The organism is Kitasatospora sp. NPDC042419 (assembly GCF_056437345.1).
Genome location: NZ_JBWKAW010000004.1, coordinates 280,663 through 296,492 on the forward strand (window position 1 = coordinate 280,663; position 15,830 = coordinate 296,492).

The 15,830-nt window shown below is 73.9% G+C and carries 16 protein-coding genes; 14 read left to right on the plus strand and 2 right to left on the minus strand.

What is annotated here, in order from left to right; translation table 11 throughout:
* Positions 1–42 precede the first annotated feature (42 nt).
* The 3 genes from AC067J_RS11080 to AC067J_RS11090 all read left to right on the plus strand — a co-directional run bounded on the left by AC067J_RS11080 (position 43) and on the right by AC067J_RS11090 (position 2,452).
* Complete coding sequence (locus AC067J_RS11080) at positions 43–591, plus strand: GTP-binding protein (RefSeq protein WP_478298176.1); 549 nt, start codon at positions 43–45, stop codon at positions 589–591.
* Between the two features lie 831 nt (positions 592–1,422).
* Complete coding sequence (locus AC067J_RS11085) at positions 1,423–1,554, plus strand: hypothetical protein (protein ID WP_327682788.1); 132 nt, start codon at positions 1,423–1,425, stop codon at positions 1,552–1,554.
* Between the two features lie 82 nt (positions 1,555–1,636).
* Complete coding sequence (locus tag AC067J_RS11090; protein WP_478297802.1) at positions 1,637–2,452, plus strand: winged helix-turn-helix domain-containing protein; 816 nt, start codon at positions 1,637–1,639, stop codon at positions 2,450–2,452.
* Between the two features lie 95 nt (positions 2,453–2,547).
* Here AC067J_RS11090 and AC067J_RS11095 read toward each other — a convergent pair whose 3' ends face one another.
* Positions 2,548–3,330, minus strand: coding sequence for an IclR family transcriptional regulator (locus tag AC067J_RS11095; protein ID WP_478297804.1), 783 nt, complete (start codon positions 3,328–3,330; stop codon positions 2,548–2,550).
* Positions 3,331–3,716: 386 nt separating this feature from the next.
* Here AC067J_RS11095 and AC067J_RS11100 point away from each other — a divergent pair, with 386 nt between their 5' ends.
* The 6 genes from AC067J_RS11100 (at position 3,717) to AC067J_RS11125 (ending at position 9,905) form a co-directional block, all read left to right on the plus strand.
* Positions 3,717–4,793 carry an ABC transporter substrate-binding protein gene (locus AC067J_RS11100; protein ID WP_478297805.1) on the plus strand — a complete coding sequence of 359 codons (1,077 nt, stop codon included), beginning with the start codon at positions 3,717–3,719 and terminating at the stop codon, positions 4,791–4,793.
* Between the two features lie 174 nt (positions 4,794–4,967).
* A complete protein-coding gene (locus tag AC067J_RS11105) occupies positions 4,968–5,990 on the plus strand; it encodes an ABC transporter substrate-binding protein (protein WP_478297807.1) in 1,023 nt (340 codons plus the stop codon).
* Positions 5,991–6,112: 122 nt separating this feature from the next.
* On the plus strand, positions 6,113–6,919 hold the full coding sequence (locus AC067J_RS11110) for an ABC transporter permease (RefSeq protein WP_478298178.1): 807 nt from the start codon (positions 6,113–6,115) through the stop codon (positions 6,917–6,919).
* On the plus strand, positions 6,916–7,698 hold the full coding sequence (locus AC067J_RS11115; protein ID WP_478297809.1) for an ABC transporter ATP-binding protein: 783 nt from the start codon (positions 6,916–6,918) through the stop codon (positions 7,696–7,698). Before AC067J_RS11110 ends, AC067J_RS11115 begins: the two co-directional genes overlap by 4 nt.
* 221 nt (positions 7,699–7,919) lie before the next feature.
* On the plus strand, positions 7,920–8,825 hold the full coding sequence (locus tag AC067J_RS11120) for an ABC transporter substrate-binding protein (protein WP_478298180.1): 906 nt from the start codon (positions 7,920–7,922) through the stop codon (positions 8,823–8,825).
* A gap of 3 nt (positions 8,826–8,828) precedes the next feature.
* Positions 8,829–9,905 (plus strand): LLM class flavin-dependent oxidoreductase, encoded by a 1,077-nt coding sequence (locus AC067J_RS11125; protein ID WP_478297810.1) that lies wholly within the window; start codon positions 8,829–8,831, stop codon positions 9,903–9,905.
* Between the two features lie 264 nt (positions 9,906–10,169).
* On the opposite strand, the gene AC067J_RS11130 is transcribed toward AC067J_RS11125, so the two are convergent.
* Positions 10,170–11,159 (minus strand): aldo/keto reductase, encoded by a 990-nt coding sequence (locus AC067J_RS11130; RefSeq protein ID WP_478297812.1) that lies wholly within the window; start codon positions 11,157–11,159, stop codon positions 10,170–10,172.
* Between the two features lie 534 nt (positions 11,160–11,693).
* Between AC067J_RS11130 and AC067J_RS11135 the strand changes: the two genes are divergently transcribed.
* The 5 genes from AC067J_RS11135 (at position 11,694) to AC067J_RS11155 (ending at position 15,754) form a co-directional block, all read left to right on the plus strand.
* Positions 11,694–12,725 carry an LLM class flavin-dependent oxidoreductase gene (locus AC067J_RS11135; protein WP_478297814.1) on the plus strand — a complete coding sequence of 344 codons (1,032 nt, stop codon included), beginning with the start codon at positions 11,694–11,696 and terminating at the stop codon, positions 12,723–12,725.
* Between the two features lie 315 nt (positions 12,726–13,040).
* Entirely contained in the window at positions 13,041–13,607 is a 567-nt protein-coding gene (locus tag AC067J_RS11140; RefSeq protein WP_478297816.1) for a TetR/AcrR family transcriptional regulator, read from the plus strand.
* Between the two features lie 67 nt (positions 13,608–13,674).
* Positions 13,675–14,265 (plus strand): DUF4865 family protein, encoded by a 591-nt coding sequence (locus tag AC067J_RS11145; RefSeq protein ID WP_478297818.1) that lies wholly within the window; start codon positions 13,675–13,677, stop codon positions 14,263–14,265.
* A gap of 17 nt (positions 14,266–14,282) precedes the next feature.
* Positions 14,283–14,831: a carboxymuconolactone decarboxylase family protein gene (locus tag AC067J_RS11150; RefSeq protein ID WP_478297820.1), complete on the plus strand. Its 549-nt coding sequence runs from the start codon at positions 14,283–14,285 to the stop codon at positions 14,829–14,831.
* Positions 14,828–15,754 (plus strand): phosphotriesterase family protein, encoded by a 927-nt coding sequence (locus AC067J_RS11155; protein ID WP_478297822.1) that lies wholly within the window; start codon positions 14,828–14,830, stop codon positions 15,752–15,754. The genes AC067J_RS11150 and AC067J_RS11155 overlap by 4 nt, the downstream gene beginning before the upstream one ends.
* Positions 15,755–15,830: the final 76 nt, after the last annotated feature.

Below are 15,830 nucleotides of genomic sequence, written 5' to 3' on the forward strand. Positions count from 1 at the left end.
TCCGCCGCCGACCCGCGTTGGCGGGGCGGTCCGGCGGTCGCGGTGAAGATCCTCGTCGCGGGCGGCTTCGGCGCGGGCAAGACCACCCTCGTCGGCTCGGTGAGCGAGATCCGTCCGCTGCGCACCGAGGAGGAGCTGAGCGAACTGGGCCGCCCGGTGGACGACACCGCCGGGGTGGAGACCAAGCGCACCACCACGGTGGCGATGGATTTCGGCCGGATCGACCTGCGGCCCGGGCTCGCGCTCTACCTGTTCGGCACGCCCGGCCAGGACCGGTTCTGGTTCGTCTGGGACGAGCTGGCCCGGGGCGCGCTCGGTGCGGTCGTGCTAGCCGACACCCGCCGGCTGGCCGACTGCTTCCCGTCGGTGGACTTCTTCGAGCAGCGCGGCATCCCCTTCCTGGTCGCGGTGAACTGCTTCGAGGGCAGCGAGGTGTTCGCCCCGGAGGAGGTCCGGGACGCGCTCGACCTGGACCCGGACATCCCCGTGGTGCTCTGCGACGCCCGTCTCAGGGAGGACGGCAAGGAGATCCTGGTCGCGCTGGTCGAGCACGCCGCCGGCCGCCGCCGGACCGCCCCGGCCAGGGGCTGACACGCGGGCCTGACCGGCTCCTGACCCGGGGCCTGACCGGCTCCTGACCCGGGGCCCGACCGGCTCCTGATCTGCGCCCGAACCGGCTCCTGATCTGCGCCCGAACCGGGGCCCGACCTGTGCCCGAACCGGGGCCGACCTGTGCCTGACCTGGGGTCGGCGTCGGGCCGGCGTGGCCTGACGGGGGTTCGTCCGGCCCGCCCCGAGGAAGCCCCGTCTCATTCCGGTGTTCACATGTCGGACGATCTTGGCTCAGTAGGTTGCCTTGACCGGCCCGGCGTGGAAGGCTCTGTCGACGAAGGCCGTCCGGCCCCTTGCCGGAATGCCTCCACATGCGGTGAACGCATCGCGTACAGCGCAGCGCAGCACGGGTCGTGCGGGCGCACCGTGACCAGAGGGGGAGGGCAGTGCCGTGAGCGTCGAGCAGCGATGCACCGCAGTCGCGCCCGCCCCGGCCCCGGTCACTCCGGCGCTGACCGTCCGGCGGTACATCGACCACGCGTTGATCTGCAGCGCCTGCTGTCGGTGACCCTGCCACCCCTCGCCGTACCCGTCACCGTCCTCCCGAGGAACCTCCCGGTCCGCGCGCCCCGCCAGGGTCCGCCCCGGCGGCTTCCTTCCGGCGGAGCCTGACGGTCCATCAATTCGTCGACCAGGCAGTACCGGACGTCCCTCCGGTGGGCCGCCGTCAACCTGCCCGCTTCGCGGAGAGCACCAGTGAACCTCGCCTGCCCCACCTCCCCTCCGGCCGCCACCACCACGACCGCCCGCCCGGGCGGGGCGGCCCGGACGGCGCGGTGCAACGGTCCGTTCACATGGTTGAATGGGCGCATGAACCACGTCGTGGACAGCAGCAGAGGTCGTCACCTCGACCTTGAGCCGTTCTGGCCGTCCCGGCAGCCGCACCTGTTCGACCAGACGTGTCCGGGGTCGCCCAGCGCGTCCCGGCTCTCCCTCCGCTGACCCAAGGTCAGTTCTCGGCAGCACGCCCGGTCGACGCGCAGACGACTCCACCCCGTCCGTCACGCGCGAAATGAGCGGCATCATGTCTTCTTCCTCCACGGCCACCCTTCCCCTCCCCGCCGCGACCCCGCACCTGCGCGCGGTCCGCTCCGTCCCCTCGACCGGCGAACGATGGCACGGCGGGCCGGTTCCGCCGCGTCCGTCGGCCGCCCAGTCCGCCGCCTCGGTGCCGTCGTCGGCCCCGCTCCCGCCGTACGCGGCGGGCGTGCCGCAGGCCGGGCAGGTCCCGGCGGCGCCGCAGGCGCTGCTCGCGGCGCTGCCCGAGGGCGCGGCGGTCGTCGCGGCGCTGCCGCACGGCACGCTGCCGCAGGCGCTGCTGGCCCAGTACGGCGCGCAGTTCGGTGCCGCCGGGCACCCGATGGTCGGGTACCTGGTGCTGGTGCCGGCCGAGAGCGCGTCGGCCACCGGTGCGGTCCCGGGCGCGGTTCCCGTCGCGACCGTCCCCGCGCCCGCCTCCCAGGCGGCGGCTCCCCCGGTCGCCGGCATCGGACCCGTCGGTTCGGCTCCGGTCGGCACCGCGTCCGCCCCCGTCCGTCCGGTCCGCCCCGCCGGGCGCGGCATCAGTGTGGACGTGGAGCGGCGCAACGCCTACGTCGACGGGCGGCTGCTCGACCTCACCTACCTGGAGTTCGAGCTGCTGGCCCACCTGACCGAGCACCCGCAGCGCGTCCACACCCGTGACCACCTGGTCTCCGCCGTCTGGGGCTACGGCCACGTCGGTGACGGCCGGACGGTGGACGTGCACGTCGCCCGGCTGCGCCGCAAGCTCGGCGTCGCCTACCGCGACAGCATCGTGACGGTCCGTCGGGTCGGTTACAAGTACACCCCGGTGGCGTGAACCGCCGCTGAGATCCGCCGGCTCCTGTCGAGTCCGACCGTGCGGGCCGGGCGTTCAGTCGAACGCCCGGCCCGCACGCGTGCCTTGACGGGGCGTCAGGCCCGCTGGTCCGGCGGCAGCAGCAGGACGGCCAGCGCGCCGGCGCAGGACCGCGCGTGTCCGAGGAACCAGTCCAGCCGGTCGTCGGTGAGGTGCGCGGGCGTCGAGCGGACGGCCAGCGCGAACCGGGCCTGCCCGGAGCCGTCCAGCACCGGTACGGCCACCGTGCGCACCCCGGTCGCCGACTCGCCGTCGTTGAGCGAGTACCCGGCCGTCCGGACCTTCGCCAACTCCTCGTCCAGCCGCTCCGGTTCGGTGATGGTCCGATCGGTGAACGGCGGCAGCGGTCCGAGCGCCGTCACTCCCGCCTCGCCGGGACGCGGCCAGGCCAGCAGTACCTTGCCCAGTGCCGTCGAGTGGAGCGGGCGGCGCAGTCCCAGTCCGGTGTCCGGGCGGACGGACGCGCCGACCAGGATCACCGCGTGCGGGCCGCTGCGGATCGCCAGGTCGGCGGTGGCCCCGGTGCGCCGGGAGAGCAGTTCCAGCTCGGGTGCGGCGAGGTGCAGGCCCCGCTGGTGGAAGGAGAGTTGGCCGAGCTCGGCGACGGCGGGTCCGAGCCGGTAGCGGGCCGTCTGCTCGTCCTGCTCCAGGAACCCGGCGCTGACCAGCGTGCGGGCGAGCCGGTGCGCCGTCGAGACCGACAGGTCCATCCGGCGGGCCAGGTCCGAGGCGCTCAGGTCGGGGCCGTTGTCGTGGAAGCAGTGCAGCAGTCCGAGGGCCCGCTGGACGGCTTGGGCGCCGGCCGGCGGGCTCTGGACGGCGGTGGCGGCCTCGGCCATGGCACCTCTCGTTCTGTCCGGCGCTCCGGCCGGTTCACCGGAGTCGCTCCCAGACTATGGCAGCGTGTGCTGCGGGATTGTGTCAACAGCGTTGCAATGGGATGCCGTTCATGAACAAGTGATCCCACGATGTGGCAAAGACTTGCCTCGTGCTCCCTCGCCGTGGAACGCTCGGCGCAGCGCACCGGACGAGCCCCGCCCACCGCGCCGGACCGCAGGAAGGAGCAGCGCCGTGACGACCCACCGGTGCCCCGCCTCCTGCGCCTGTTGTCGCTGACGCGCCGTCCGCGCCGAACACCCACACCCCCGCCGCCGCAAGGCCGGTGCGCGCCCGTGCCGCGCGCCGCCGCACCCGCGCGCACCCAGTCGCAGAGGAACCCGCCACCGTGCCCAGCCACGCCAGCAGTACTGCCGCCTCGGCCCCCGCGGCCGACGCCGATGCTCCGCCGACCCTCTGGTTCACTCGCTGCCCCGTCCCCACCGCCACCGGTATCGCCGCCGACCAGGGCCGGTTCGCCCGGGAGTTCGCCGCCGACGGGATCGCCGTCCGCTCGCTCCAGGACGCGCCGCCGGAGGTGGCCGCCGACCACCACTACACCCACGCCCTCACCGGCCTGTTCCGCGAGGGCGGGAACGTGCCGGCGCTCTGGGCCCGGTCGCGGGGCGAGCGGACCAGGCTGATCGGGCTCACCTGGATCGAGGAGCGGCAGGCCGTCCTGGTCCGGGCCGGAAGCGGGATCGGCTCGCCGGAGCAACTGCGCGGCCGACGTCTCGCCGTCCCACGTCATGGGATCGGGATCGATTTCTGGCGGGCGATGGCCCTCGCCGGCCTGCACGGTGCGCTTTCGCTCGCCGGACTCACCCTGGACGACGCCGAGTTGGTGGACGTCCCGGCCGGGCCGGAGGGCGGGCAGTGGGCCGCGGAGCTCGCCGCGCTGCGGGACGGCGCCGTGGACGCGGTGTACGTGAAGGGCGCGCTCGCCGTGGAGGCGGCCCGGCGCTTCGGCGCGGAGGTAGCCGTCGAGCTGGACGAGGCACCGGACCGCCGCGCCCGGGTCAACAACGGCACGCCCCGGCCGATCACCGTCCACCAGAGCCTGCTCGACGAGCACCCGGATCTGGTCGCCCGCTTCCTCTCGGTGCTGCTGGAAGCGGCCGACTGGGCCGCCGAGCACCCCGTCGAGGTGGCCCGGATCCTGCAGACGGAGACCGGCGCGGGGGAGGAGGGCGTCGCCGGAGCGTACGCGCCGGGCAGCCACCGCACCCTGCACCTCGACCTCTCCGAGGAGCGGCTCGACCTGTTGGAGCAGCAGGAGCGATTCCTCCGAGGCCACGGATTCCTGGAGGCCGCAGTGGACGTCCGGGCCTGGGCCGACCCCGAGCCGCTCCGCGCCGCCCGTGCTCTGCTCCTCGCCCGCCGCAGCCAGGGAGAGGCCGGGCGTCAGCGGACGAATGACAGCTGACGGCTGGCAGATGACAGCTCTCAGATCCTGATATCTGTCATCTGCGATCTGTCACTTGCCAGCCGTCGGCTCTCCTCCGTCGCCCGTCGCCCGTCGCCCGTCGCCTGCCGCCCGTCGTCCGTTCCCCGTCCGCCGACCGTCCGCCAGCCCCGCTCTCCTCAGGAGTCGACCCCCGTGAACCCCTCCCGCCTCGCGCTCGCCGCCACCGCACTGCTCGCCACCACCGCCCTGGCCGCCTGCGGCTCGTCCGCCGACGGAGCCAAGGCCTCCGCCGACGGCGGAGGCAAGGCCGAGGTGGTGCTCCGTGTTCCCGACCCGGGCAACAACGGCTTCCTCGCCCTCGGGAAGAAGGACGGCTCGCTCGACAAGGCCCTGGCCGCCGTCCACGCCAAGGTCGCCTGGACGGGGAGCGCCGGGCCGTTCGCCCCCGCGGCCCAGGCGCTCTCCGCCGACCAGCTCGACGTCGCCCAGGGCTCGATCACCTCCGCCGTCGCCGCGCTCGGCCAGAAGCCGGGCTTCAAGCTGTTCGCGCAGACCGCTCCGGACGGGGTCGGCGAGGGCATCCTGGTGAAGAACGACTCCCCGATCAAGACCGTGCAGGACCTGGTCGGGAAGAAGGTCGCGGTCAGCCAGGGCGGCACCAGCGAGTACCTCCTGCTGAAGGCGCTGGAGAAGAACAACGTCCCGACCGACAAGGTCGAGCGGGTGTACCTGCGCGCCGACCAGACCGCGGGCGTCTTCAACTCCGGCCAGGTGGACGCCTGGGCCACCTGGAACACCTTCTCCACCCCGTCGATCGCCAACTCCGGCTCGCACTTCCTGGTAAACGGCAAGGAGGTCGGATCCGACAACTACGCGGTCTGGGCCGTCCGCAACGGCTTCGCCGAGAAGCACCCCGAGGTCGTCAAGGCCTTCTACGCCTACCTGCACGAGAACGGCCTCAAGGAGAAGGCCGACCCGGCCGCCTACCTCAACGTCTTCACGGACTCCGGCCCGACCGCCGTCACGCCCGCCGAGAAGGACGTCGCGGTCAACGTCAGCAAGCAGGGCGCCACCGCGGACGTCATCGGCGACGCCGACATCACCCGGTTCGGCACCGTCGCGACGTTCTTCGCCGACCAGAAGGTCACCAAGCAGCTGGTCGACGTCAAGCCCTACCTGATCGACATCAGCAAGTTCGCGGACGGCGCCAAGTGACCGGCAGCACCGACACGTTGACCGACACGTTGACCAGCGCGGGGCCCGGTGCCGCCGCCGGCCCCGGCGGTGCCGCCGACCGCCGCCCCGACGACGGCACCGCCGCCGCCCGGGCGGCCGGTCTGGTGGAGCCGCGCACCCGCCTCCAGGCTCCGCGTCCGAGAGCCCTCGCCCTGATCCTGCGTACGCTGGGGCCGCTCGCCCTGCTCGGCGGCTGGGCCCTGGCCTCCGCCACAGGGGCCCTGACCCAGGACGTGCTCGCCTCGCCCGCCCAGGTCGCCGAGGCGGTCGGCGAGCTCTGGGGCAACGGCCAACTCGCCGACGCGCTCACCGTCTCACTCACCAGGGCCGGCCTCGGACTGCTCTTCGGCGCCACCGTCGGTCTGGTGCTCGGCGTCGTCACCGGATTCTTCCGGCTCGGCGAGGAACTGCTGGACTCGGCCGTCCAGGTCCTGCGCACCGTGCCCTTCCTCGCCCTGGTGCCGCTGTTCATGGTCTGGTTCGGCATCACCGAGACCGCCAAGGTGGCACTGATCGGGGTCGCCACCAGCTTCCCGATGTACGTGTCGACGTCCGGCGGGGTGCGCAACAGCGACCGCAAGCTGATCGAGGCGATGCGCAGCTTCGGTCTCGGCCGCTGGGCGATCGTGCGCACCGTCGTCCTGCCCGGGGCGCTGCCGTCGCTCCTCTCCGGGCTGAGGCTCTCCATGACGCTCAGCGTGATCGCGCTGATCGCCGCGGAGGAGATCAACTCGACCGAGGGCATCGGCTATCTGATGGCCCAGGCGCAGAACTACTCCCGGACCGACATCCTCGCCGTCTGCATCCTGATCTACGGGCTGCTCGGCCTCACCGCCGACGGTGTCGTCCGCGTCCTGGAACGATTCCTGATGCCCTGGCGCAAGGCCACCCAAGGAGCCGGCCGATGACCACCCAGACCACCCAGACCACCCAGACCTCCCGGACCGTGCAGGCCACGCAGACCGCCCGGGCCACCGCGCCCGCGCCCGACGAGACCCCCGCCGTCCACCTCCGCGGCCTGCGCCGGGTGTTCGGCACCCGGGCCGTGCTGGACGGTGTCGACCTCGACATCGCCCGCGGTGAGTTCGTCGCCCTGCTCGGAGCCAGCGGCACCGGCAAGACCACGCTGCTGCGCATCCTCGGCGCCCTGGACCGCGCCGACGCCGGGACGGTGCTCGTCCCGCCCGTCCGGACGGTGGTCTTCCAGGAGCCCCGGTTGGTCCCGTCCAAGCGGGTGCTCGCCAACGTCACCGTCGGCCTGCCGCGTGGCGCCGCCACCCGGGAGACCGGCCTGAAGGCGCTCGCCGAGGTCGGCCTGGACCAGCACGCCGAGGCCTGGCCGGCCACCCTCTCCGGCGGCGAGGCACAGCGGGTAGCACTCGCCCGTGCACTGGTCCGCGAGCCGCAACTCCTGCTGCTGGACGAGCCGTTCGCCGCCCTGGACGCGCTCACCCGGCTGCGGATGCAGGACTTGGTGGGCGACCTCGTCCGCCGCCACCGGCCCGCCGTCCTGCTGGTCACCCACGACGTGGACGAGGCCGTCCGGCTGGCCGACCGGGTCGCGGTGCTCCGGGACGGCAGGCTCGTCCGTGACGAACGCGTCGCCGTGGAGCACCCGCGCGACCCGGCCGACCCGGCCTTCGCCGAGCTGCGGCGCGGCCTGCTCGCCGACCTCGGCGTGCACTGAACCGTCGCCGCCCCGCCACCTCCGCCACCACCGGCCGGTCGACCGTGCCGGCAGACCACACCGAACAGCCCGCCGAGCAGCCCACCGAGCAGCCCGCCGACGAGCCCACCGAGCAACCCGCCGAGCAGCCCACCGACGAGCCCACCGAGCCACCCCGCCGCCACACCGAACCGCCCCGCCGCCGCACCGAACCCCCGCCCGCACCACAGGAGCTGATCCCCATGGCCATCACCCTCGGCGTCCACGCCAGCAACCCCTCGCTCTACTACCTCGCCCGACTGGACTACCTGGACGAGGAGTTGGCCCCCCTCGGCGAGACCGGCGCGTTCCACCACTACGCCGACGGCACCCGCACCGGGGCCCTGCTCGCCGACGGCACCATCGACTTCGGCGGGACCGGCTCCACCCCGCCCGTCACCGCCCAGGCGGCCGGCCACGACCTGGTGTACGCGGCGGTCTCCGCGCCCCGCCCTGACCACGGCGCGCTGCTGGTGCGCGCCGACGGGCCGGTGCGCACCGTCGCGGACCTCCGGGGCGGCACCGTCGTCCTCGGCATCGGCTCCTGGCAGACCCACCTGCTCGCCAAGGCCCTGCACGCCGAGGGCCTGTCCTACGCGACCGACGTCACCCCGGTCCGCCCGGCCGCGGGCGAGGACCAGGCGCGCCGACTGCGCGACGGCGAGATCGCCGGCTGGATCGCCCAGGGCGCCGAACTGGCCGCCGCCCGCCGCACCGGAGAGTTCCGCGAGCTGATCCGCACCGGGGACGTCATCACCGACCGCTCGGTGTTCTTCACCCGCCGGGACTTCGCCACCGACCGCCCCGAGGTGGTCGCCGCGATCGGCGCCGCGCTGCGCCGCGCGGACGCCTGGGTGGCCGCCCACCTGCCGGAGGCCGCCGCGATCGCCGCCGGGGACCTCGGCGGCAGCGCCGAGGACTGGGAGGCGGCGCTGGCGGTGCTGCCGTGGCGACTTGAGCCCGCCACCGCGGGGTTCGTCGCCGAGCAGCAGGAGGCGGCCGACATCTTCCACGGCGTCGGCTTCATCGACCGCGCGGTGACCGTCGCCGACGCCCACCTCCCCGCGCTGGAGGCCCCGGTGGCCGCCGCGATCGCCAAGGCGGTCTGACCGATGGCCTCCGAAGTCCTCTGGTACATCATCCCGCGCGAGGGCCACTACCCGTGGGAGCCGGCCGGCCGCCGCCCGGTCGACCTCCGCTACCTCCAGCAACTCGCTGGCAGCGTCGAGCGGTTGGGATACACCGGCGCGCTGCTGGCGACCGACCTCTACGACGTCTGGGACCTCGGCAACGCGCTGGCCGCCGCGACCACCCCGGCGTTCAAGCCGCTGCTCGCCGTCCACCCGGGGCTGATCTCGCCGACCCTGCTGGCCAAGATGGCGCTCAGCTTCGACCACCTGCACGGCGGCCGGCTTCGGTTCAACGTGGTCAACGGCTCGACCGGGCAGCTGCGCGAGTACGGCCTGAACGTCGAGCACGACGACCGGTACCGGCTCAGCGCCGAGTACTGGTCGATCGTCAAGCGGCTCACCTCCGGCGAGGTCTTCGACCACAAGGGCGAGTTCTACGACCTGACGAACGCCGGCGCGAGCCTGCGCGAACTCACCCCGGTCCAGCCGGGCGGCATCCCGCTCTGGTTCGGCGGCAGTTCGGCGGCCGGCATCGAGATGGCTGCCCAGCACGTGGACGTCTACCTGACCTGGGGCGAACCGCCGCACCTGCTCAAGGAGAAGCTCGACCTGGTCCGCGAACGCGCCGCCGCGCACGGGCGGACACTGCGGATCGGGCTGCGGCTGCACCTGATCGTCCGCGACACCGAGGACGAGGCCTGGGCCGCCGCCGACCGCCTGCTCGACGTCACCGGCGAGGCCACCTACGCCCGCCAGCTCGGCGGCGCCCGGGGCGAGGACGGGGTCGGCTGGCAGCGGCAGTTCCGCCAGCACGGCGGCAAGGTCCCCGCGCGGGCACGGGAGTTGGAGGTATACCCCAACCTCTGGCCGGGGATGAGCCTGTTCCGTCCCGGCCCGGGGACGGCGGTCGTCGGCTCGACGGCCCAGGTGGTCGAGCGGCTCCAGGAGTTCGAGTCGCTCGGGGTGGACACCTTCATCCTCTCCGGCAACCCGCTGCTGGAGGAGGCCCACCGGGTCGCCGAGACGGTGCTACCCGCCTTGGGCGTCAACCGGCGGTAGCGTTCCCGGCAGGAAGGTCCCGGGCAGGAGCGGGAACGGCACGGGCGAGGTCAGCGCCAACTGCCGGGCGAAACGGGCGATGGCCCTGAGCAGATAGGTCCGCACTGCGGCTCCCGGGGGTCTCGACGGACGCGTACGGACGGCCCAACGACCGCGCCGCCCGGTCGGTCACGCACCAGTGACCGACCGGGCGGCGCGCGCCGGCCGAAACCCGCCGGGGGCGGCCGCCGGGGCCTGCCCGACCCGGCTCAGCTGCTCAGCGGCTCAGCTGCTCAGCGTGTCGATCTCCGCCAGCTCCTCGGCCGTCAGCGGACCGCCCGCCAGCGCGTCGATGTTCTGGTCCAACTGGGCCACGCTGCTGGCCCCGATGATGACCGAGACCACGCGCGGATCCCGCAGCACCCACGACAGGGCCAGCTGCGCCAGGGTCTGGCCGCGCCGCTCCGCCAGCTTGTCCAGCGCCCGCAGCTGCTCCAGCTTTCGGTCGGTCAGCGCCTCCTCCTTGAGGAAGTGCCCGACCGACATCCGCGAACCGGACGGCACCTCGCCGGAGAGGTAGCGGTCCGTCAGGAGCCCCTGGGCGAGGGGGGAGTAGGCGATCAGACTGGTCTGGGTGTCGCCGACCGCGTCCAGCACCCCGTCCTCCACGTACCGGTTGAGGATCGAGTACGCGCACTGGTTCATCAGCACCGGGGTGCCCAGCTCGCGCAGGATCGCCACCGCCTCCCGGTGCTGCTCCGCCGGGTAGTTGGAGATGCTGGCGTACAGCGCCCTGCCCGACCGGACCGCCGAGTCCAGCGCCCCCATCGTCTCTTCCAGCGGGGTGTCCGGGTCGTAGCGGTGCGAGTAGAAGACGTCCACGTAGTCGAGGCCCATCCGGCCCAGCGACTGGTCCAGGCTGGCCAGCAGGTACTTGCGGCTGCCGCCCTCGCCGTACGGGCCGGGCCACATGTCGTAGCCCGCCTTGGAGGCGATGAACAGCTCGTCCCGGTACGGGCGGAAGTCCTGCGCGAACAGGTGGCCGAAGTTGCGCTCGGCGCTGCCGTACGGCGGGCCGTAGTTGTTCGCCAGGTCGAAGTGGGTGATGCCCCGGTCGAAGGCCCGGCGCAGCACCGCCCGCTGGACGTCGAGTGGCTGGGTGTCACCGAAGTTGTGCCACAGGCCCAGGGAGACGGCCGGCAGCAGCACCCCGCTGCGGCCGGCCCGGCGGTAGGTCATCGAGGCGTAGCGGTCATCCGTGGCGAGGTAGCTCATGCGGGACATCCTGCCAGGTCGGTGCCGCTCGGCCGAGGGACTTGCCGAGCCCGTGCCGCCATCGGCCCGACGACCCTTGCCGCGCCCCGGGCCGGTGCATATGCTCGCGGTGGATCGTGTGTGTGCGAGGCGAGGAGGGGGAGCCGGATGTCCGTCCCGACAGTCCTCCTGCGCTGTTGTCGCCCCCGCAGCACCTCGCGCTGATCCGGCCGGAGTTCCGGCTCCCGCGCGATCCCGCCCCCGGTGCTGCCCCGGCGTGAGCGACCGACCCTGGGGTGCCGCTCGGCCGGGCCGCCGCGCCGGCCACCCGCCCTCGTCGAGCCGAACCCGGCCGCCGTCCGGACCCGTTGGCCCCACCGGCGGCGACGCACCGGGCGCAGGCTCCCCGGCTCCCCGGCCCCCTGGCTCCTCGGCGCCGGCCCTCGATCCCGGACAGCCCGACAGCCGGACAGGCCGAGGATCAGGACAGCCGGAGCTCCGGACCTTCCGGGCCGACTCGACGAGCACCCACCGAGCGCCAACAAGGAGACCGCCGTGCGGTTCACCGTCTCGTCCCTCGTGTCCAACGGACCCGACCCCGTCACCGGCGTGCAGCGCACCCCGTACGAGAAGCTGCACAACGTCATCGACCAGGCCGTCACCGCCGAGCAACTCGGCTACGACGGCTACGGGGTGGGGGAGCGGCACGGCGAGCCGTTCCTCTCCCCGGCGCCGCCCGTGCTGCTGAGCGCCGTCGCCGCCCGCACCTCGACCATCCGGCTGTTCACCACGGTGACGGTGCTCTCCATCCTCGACCCGGTCCGGGTCGCGGAGGACTACGCCCTGGTCGACCAGCTCTCCGGCGGCCGGCTCGAACTGATCATCGGCAAGGGCAACGACCCGCGCCACTTCGACCTGTTCGGCCTGCCGGAGGAGCGGCAGTGGGACGCGCTGGCCGAGAACTACGGGCTGCTGCGCAGGCTCTGGCGGGAGGAGAAGGTCAGCTGGGAGGGCACCACCCGGCCGGCACTGAAGGAGGTCACCACCTGGCCGCGGCCCCACCAGGACCCGATCCCGGTCTGGCACGGCAGCGCGACCAGCACCCGGTCCACCGACCTCGCCGCCCGCTACGGCGACCCGCTGTTCTCCGCCAACTCCTTCCACCCGCTGGCCAAGTACAAGGCGCTGGTCGACGACTACCGCGAACGCTGGGAGCACTACGGCCGCGCCCCCGAGGACGTCAGGGTCGGTACCGGCTTCGGCGGGCTGTTCGTCGCCAGGCGCTCGCAGGACGCGGTGGAGGGCTTCCGCCCCTACTGGGACGCGCTGTTCGCCTCGGCGGCGGGCCGGCACAACAACTCCCCGTTCGAGTCGCTGGAGGACGCGCTGGAGCGGGGTTCGGCTCTGGTCGGCAGCCCGCAGCAGGTGATCGAGAAGATCCACCGCTACCACGAGGCCTTCGGCAACGAGGTGGTCGGGATCGGCGTGGACGCGCTCACCGAGGAGGTCCAGCACGAGCAGCTGGAACTGTTCGCGAGCGAGGTCGCCCCGGTGATCCGGCGTGAGCTGCCGTCCGGTCGGCCGTGACTCCCGGCCGCCCAGGCCGCTCCGCACCCGCCCGTGCCCGCCCACACCTGCCCACGCCGTTCCGCACCCGCCCGTGTCCGCCCGTCGTGATGGTGACGCACCGTGACACCGGTGGCGGTGAAAGGTGACGTGCGCCACCGTCCCGCGGTGAATGCCGCGTGGTGTTCCGGGGGACGACGATCACGCAGGGTCGTGGACCGCCGGGGGGCGGCCCACGGCCCTCCGTGCGCCCGAAGTCGCAGCCCGGGCCGCTCGCCAGGCTTCTGTACCTACTGGTATGTACATCTGTACCTATCGGTATGTACAGTGATCCGCATGGCAACCCAGGACCGCCTCATCGAGAGCACCCAGGAACTCCTCTGGGAGCGCGGCTACGTCGGAACCAGCCCCAAGGCCATCCAGCAGCACGCCGGTGTCGGCCAGGGCAGTATGTACCACCACTTCGACGGCAAGCCCGACCTCGCCGCCGCCGCCCTGCGCCGCAGCGCCGAGCAGATGCGCGCCGTCGCCGAGGCCGACCTGGCCGGCCCCGGCACCGCCTACGAGCGCATCGCCGCCTACCTGCACCGCGAGCGCGACGTGCTGCGCGGCTGCCGGATCGGCCGGATGGCCCAGGACCCGGAGGTGGTCGCCGACCCGCGGCTGCGCGCTCCCGTCGAGGAGACCTTCACCTGGCTGCGCGGCCGGATCGCCGAGGTCGTCGCCGAGGGGCAGGCGGCCGGTGAACTCCACTCCGCCGCCGATCCGGCCGACACCGCCGCCGCCGTGGTCGCCGTGGTCCAGGGCGGCTACGTGCTCGCCCGCGCCGCCGAGAGCGCCGAACCGTTCGAACGCGCGGTGCGCGGCGCCCTCGCGCTGCTCGCCGCCCACCGGGCCGGGTGACCGGAGCCGCCGACCCGGCCGCCCGACCCGCAGTCGCACCACCCGGCCGACCCCAGGGAGTCCGCCCGTGCACGCCATGCAGTACGAGATCACCCTCCCCGCCGACTACGACATGACGATCGTCCACCGGCGGATCGCCACCAAGGGCCACCTGCTCGACGGCCACCCGGGCCTCGGGCTCAAGGCCTACCTGGTCCGCGAGCGCGGCCTCGACGGATCATCCGTCAACCAGTACGCGCCGTTCTACCTCTGGCGCACCCCCGAAGGCATGAACGGCTTCCTCTGGGGACCGGGCTTCCGGGGGCTGAGTGCCGACTTCGGCCGCCCCGCCGTCCGGCACTGGCTCGGCGCGGGCCTGCGCCGCGGCACCGCACCCGGCACTCCCACACCCGGCACTCCCGTCGCCGCCACCAGGCGACTCGACCGCCTGCCCGAGGGCGCCGACCCGGCCGAGGCCGTCGAACGGGCGCTCGCCGAACTGCCCGCCCACCCCGACCTGCACACGGCCGCCGTCGCCGTCGACCCGGCCCGCTGGGAACTGCTGCGCATCGCGCTCTGGCACCGCGCAGCCCCCGAGGGCGAGCCCGGCACCCGGTACCGCGTGCACCACCTGTCCAGCCCCGAACTCGACCGGCTGCCCGTCGGCCGCCACTGGTGAAAGGACCGCCCCACCCGATGGCCCCCGCCGATCACACCCCTGGACACCCCGACCCCACCGGCCTCGCCCCGGCCGCGCTCGACCGCGCCGCCGGCTACGCCCTGCTCGACCGGCTCGCCGATCCGCAGACCAGGGCCGGCACCCTCGGCGCGCTCGACGAACTCGCGCCCGGCTTCCCCGACTGGATCGTCACCGCGCTGTTCGGCGGCACCTACCAGCGGCCGGGCCTCTCCCTGCGTGACCGCCAGGTGGCCAACCTGGCCGCCCTCACCGCGCTCGGCGGAGTGGAGCCGCAGCTGGCCGACCACGTCCGCAACAGTCTGCGGATCGGGATGACCAGGGCGGAGGTCACCGAGGTGCTGGTCCACCTCGCGCCCTACGTCGGCGTCCCCAAGGCCCTGGCCGGACTGCGCGTCGCGGCCGCGACCTTCGCCGAAGCGGACGCCGGCACCGGCGCGGACGCCGGCGCGGGCGCGGGCACGAACGCGGACGCCGGCACAGGCTCGGGCGCGAATGCGGGCACGAACGCGGACACGGGCCCTCGCGCCGGAGCCGAGGCGTCGTGAGTACCGCCCGTCCCTCGGTCCGCACCGTCCTCGGCGACGTCGACCCCGCCGACCTCGGCGTCTGCGACGCGCACGACCACCTCTTCCTGCGCAGCCCCCGGCTGCCCGGCGAGGAGCTCGACGACCCGCTCGCCGCCGGATCGGTGCTGAGCGCCTTCGCGGCGGCCGGCGGCCGGTCGCTGGTCCAGTGGACCCCGTACGGCATGGGGCGGCGGGCCGACGCGCTCGCCGGTCTCTCCCGGGCGGCCGGCGTGCACCTGGTCGCGGCGACCGGGCTCCACCAGGCCGTCCACTACGACCCGGTGGAGCTGGAGCGGCGCTACGACGGGCTCGCCGGTCTCTTCACCGCCGAGCTCACCACCGGGCTGCGGGGCGCGCCCGAGGGGGTACGGGCCGGGCTGATCAAGGTGGCGGGTGACTACCACGGCCTCGAACCGCACACCCGCCGTGTCATGGCGGCCGCCGCCGAGGCGCACCACGCCACCGGTGCGCCGATCGCCGTCCACCACGAACTCGGCACCGCCGGGCCCGATGTCCTCGACCTGCTCTGCGGCCGCCACGGTGTCGAGCCGCGACGGGTGATCCTCGGCCACCTCAACCGCCTTCCCGACCTGCGGCTGCACCGCGACCTCGCCGCATCCGGCGCCTACCTGGCCCTGGACGGTCCTTCCCGCGCCAACCACGCGACCGACCACCACCTCTTCGACACCGTCGCCGCGCTGGTCGAGGCCGGTCGTGCCGACCAGGTGCTCCTGGGCGGTGACACCACCACCAGGTCCGCCCGCCACACCCCCGGCCCGGCCCACCTGCTCACCGCTCTCGCCCCACGGCTCTCCCGCGAGTTCGGCCGGGACCTCCCGGACCGGCTTCTCGTCGCCAACCCGGCACGCGCCTTCGCCGCCGAGTGGCGGCGGCCGGACTGACAGGTCGACGGACCTTCGGACCGACGGACTGCCGGACCGCCGGCCGTCCGAGGGTCGTCCGCTCCGCCCGTCCCGT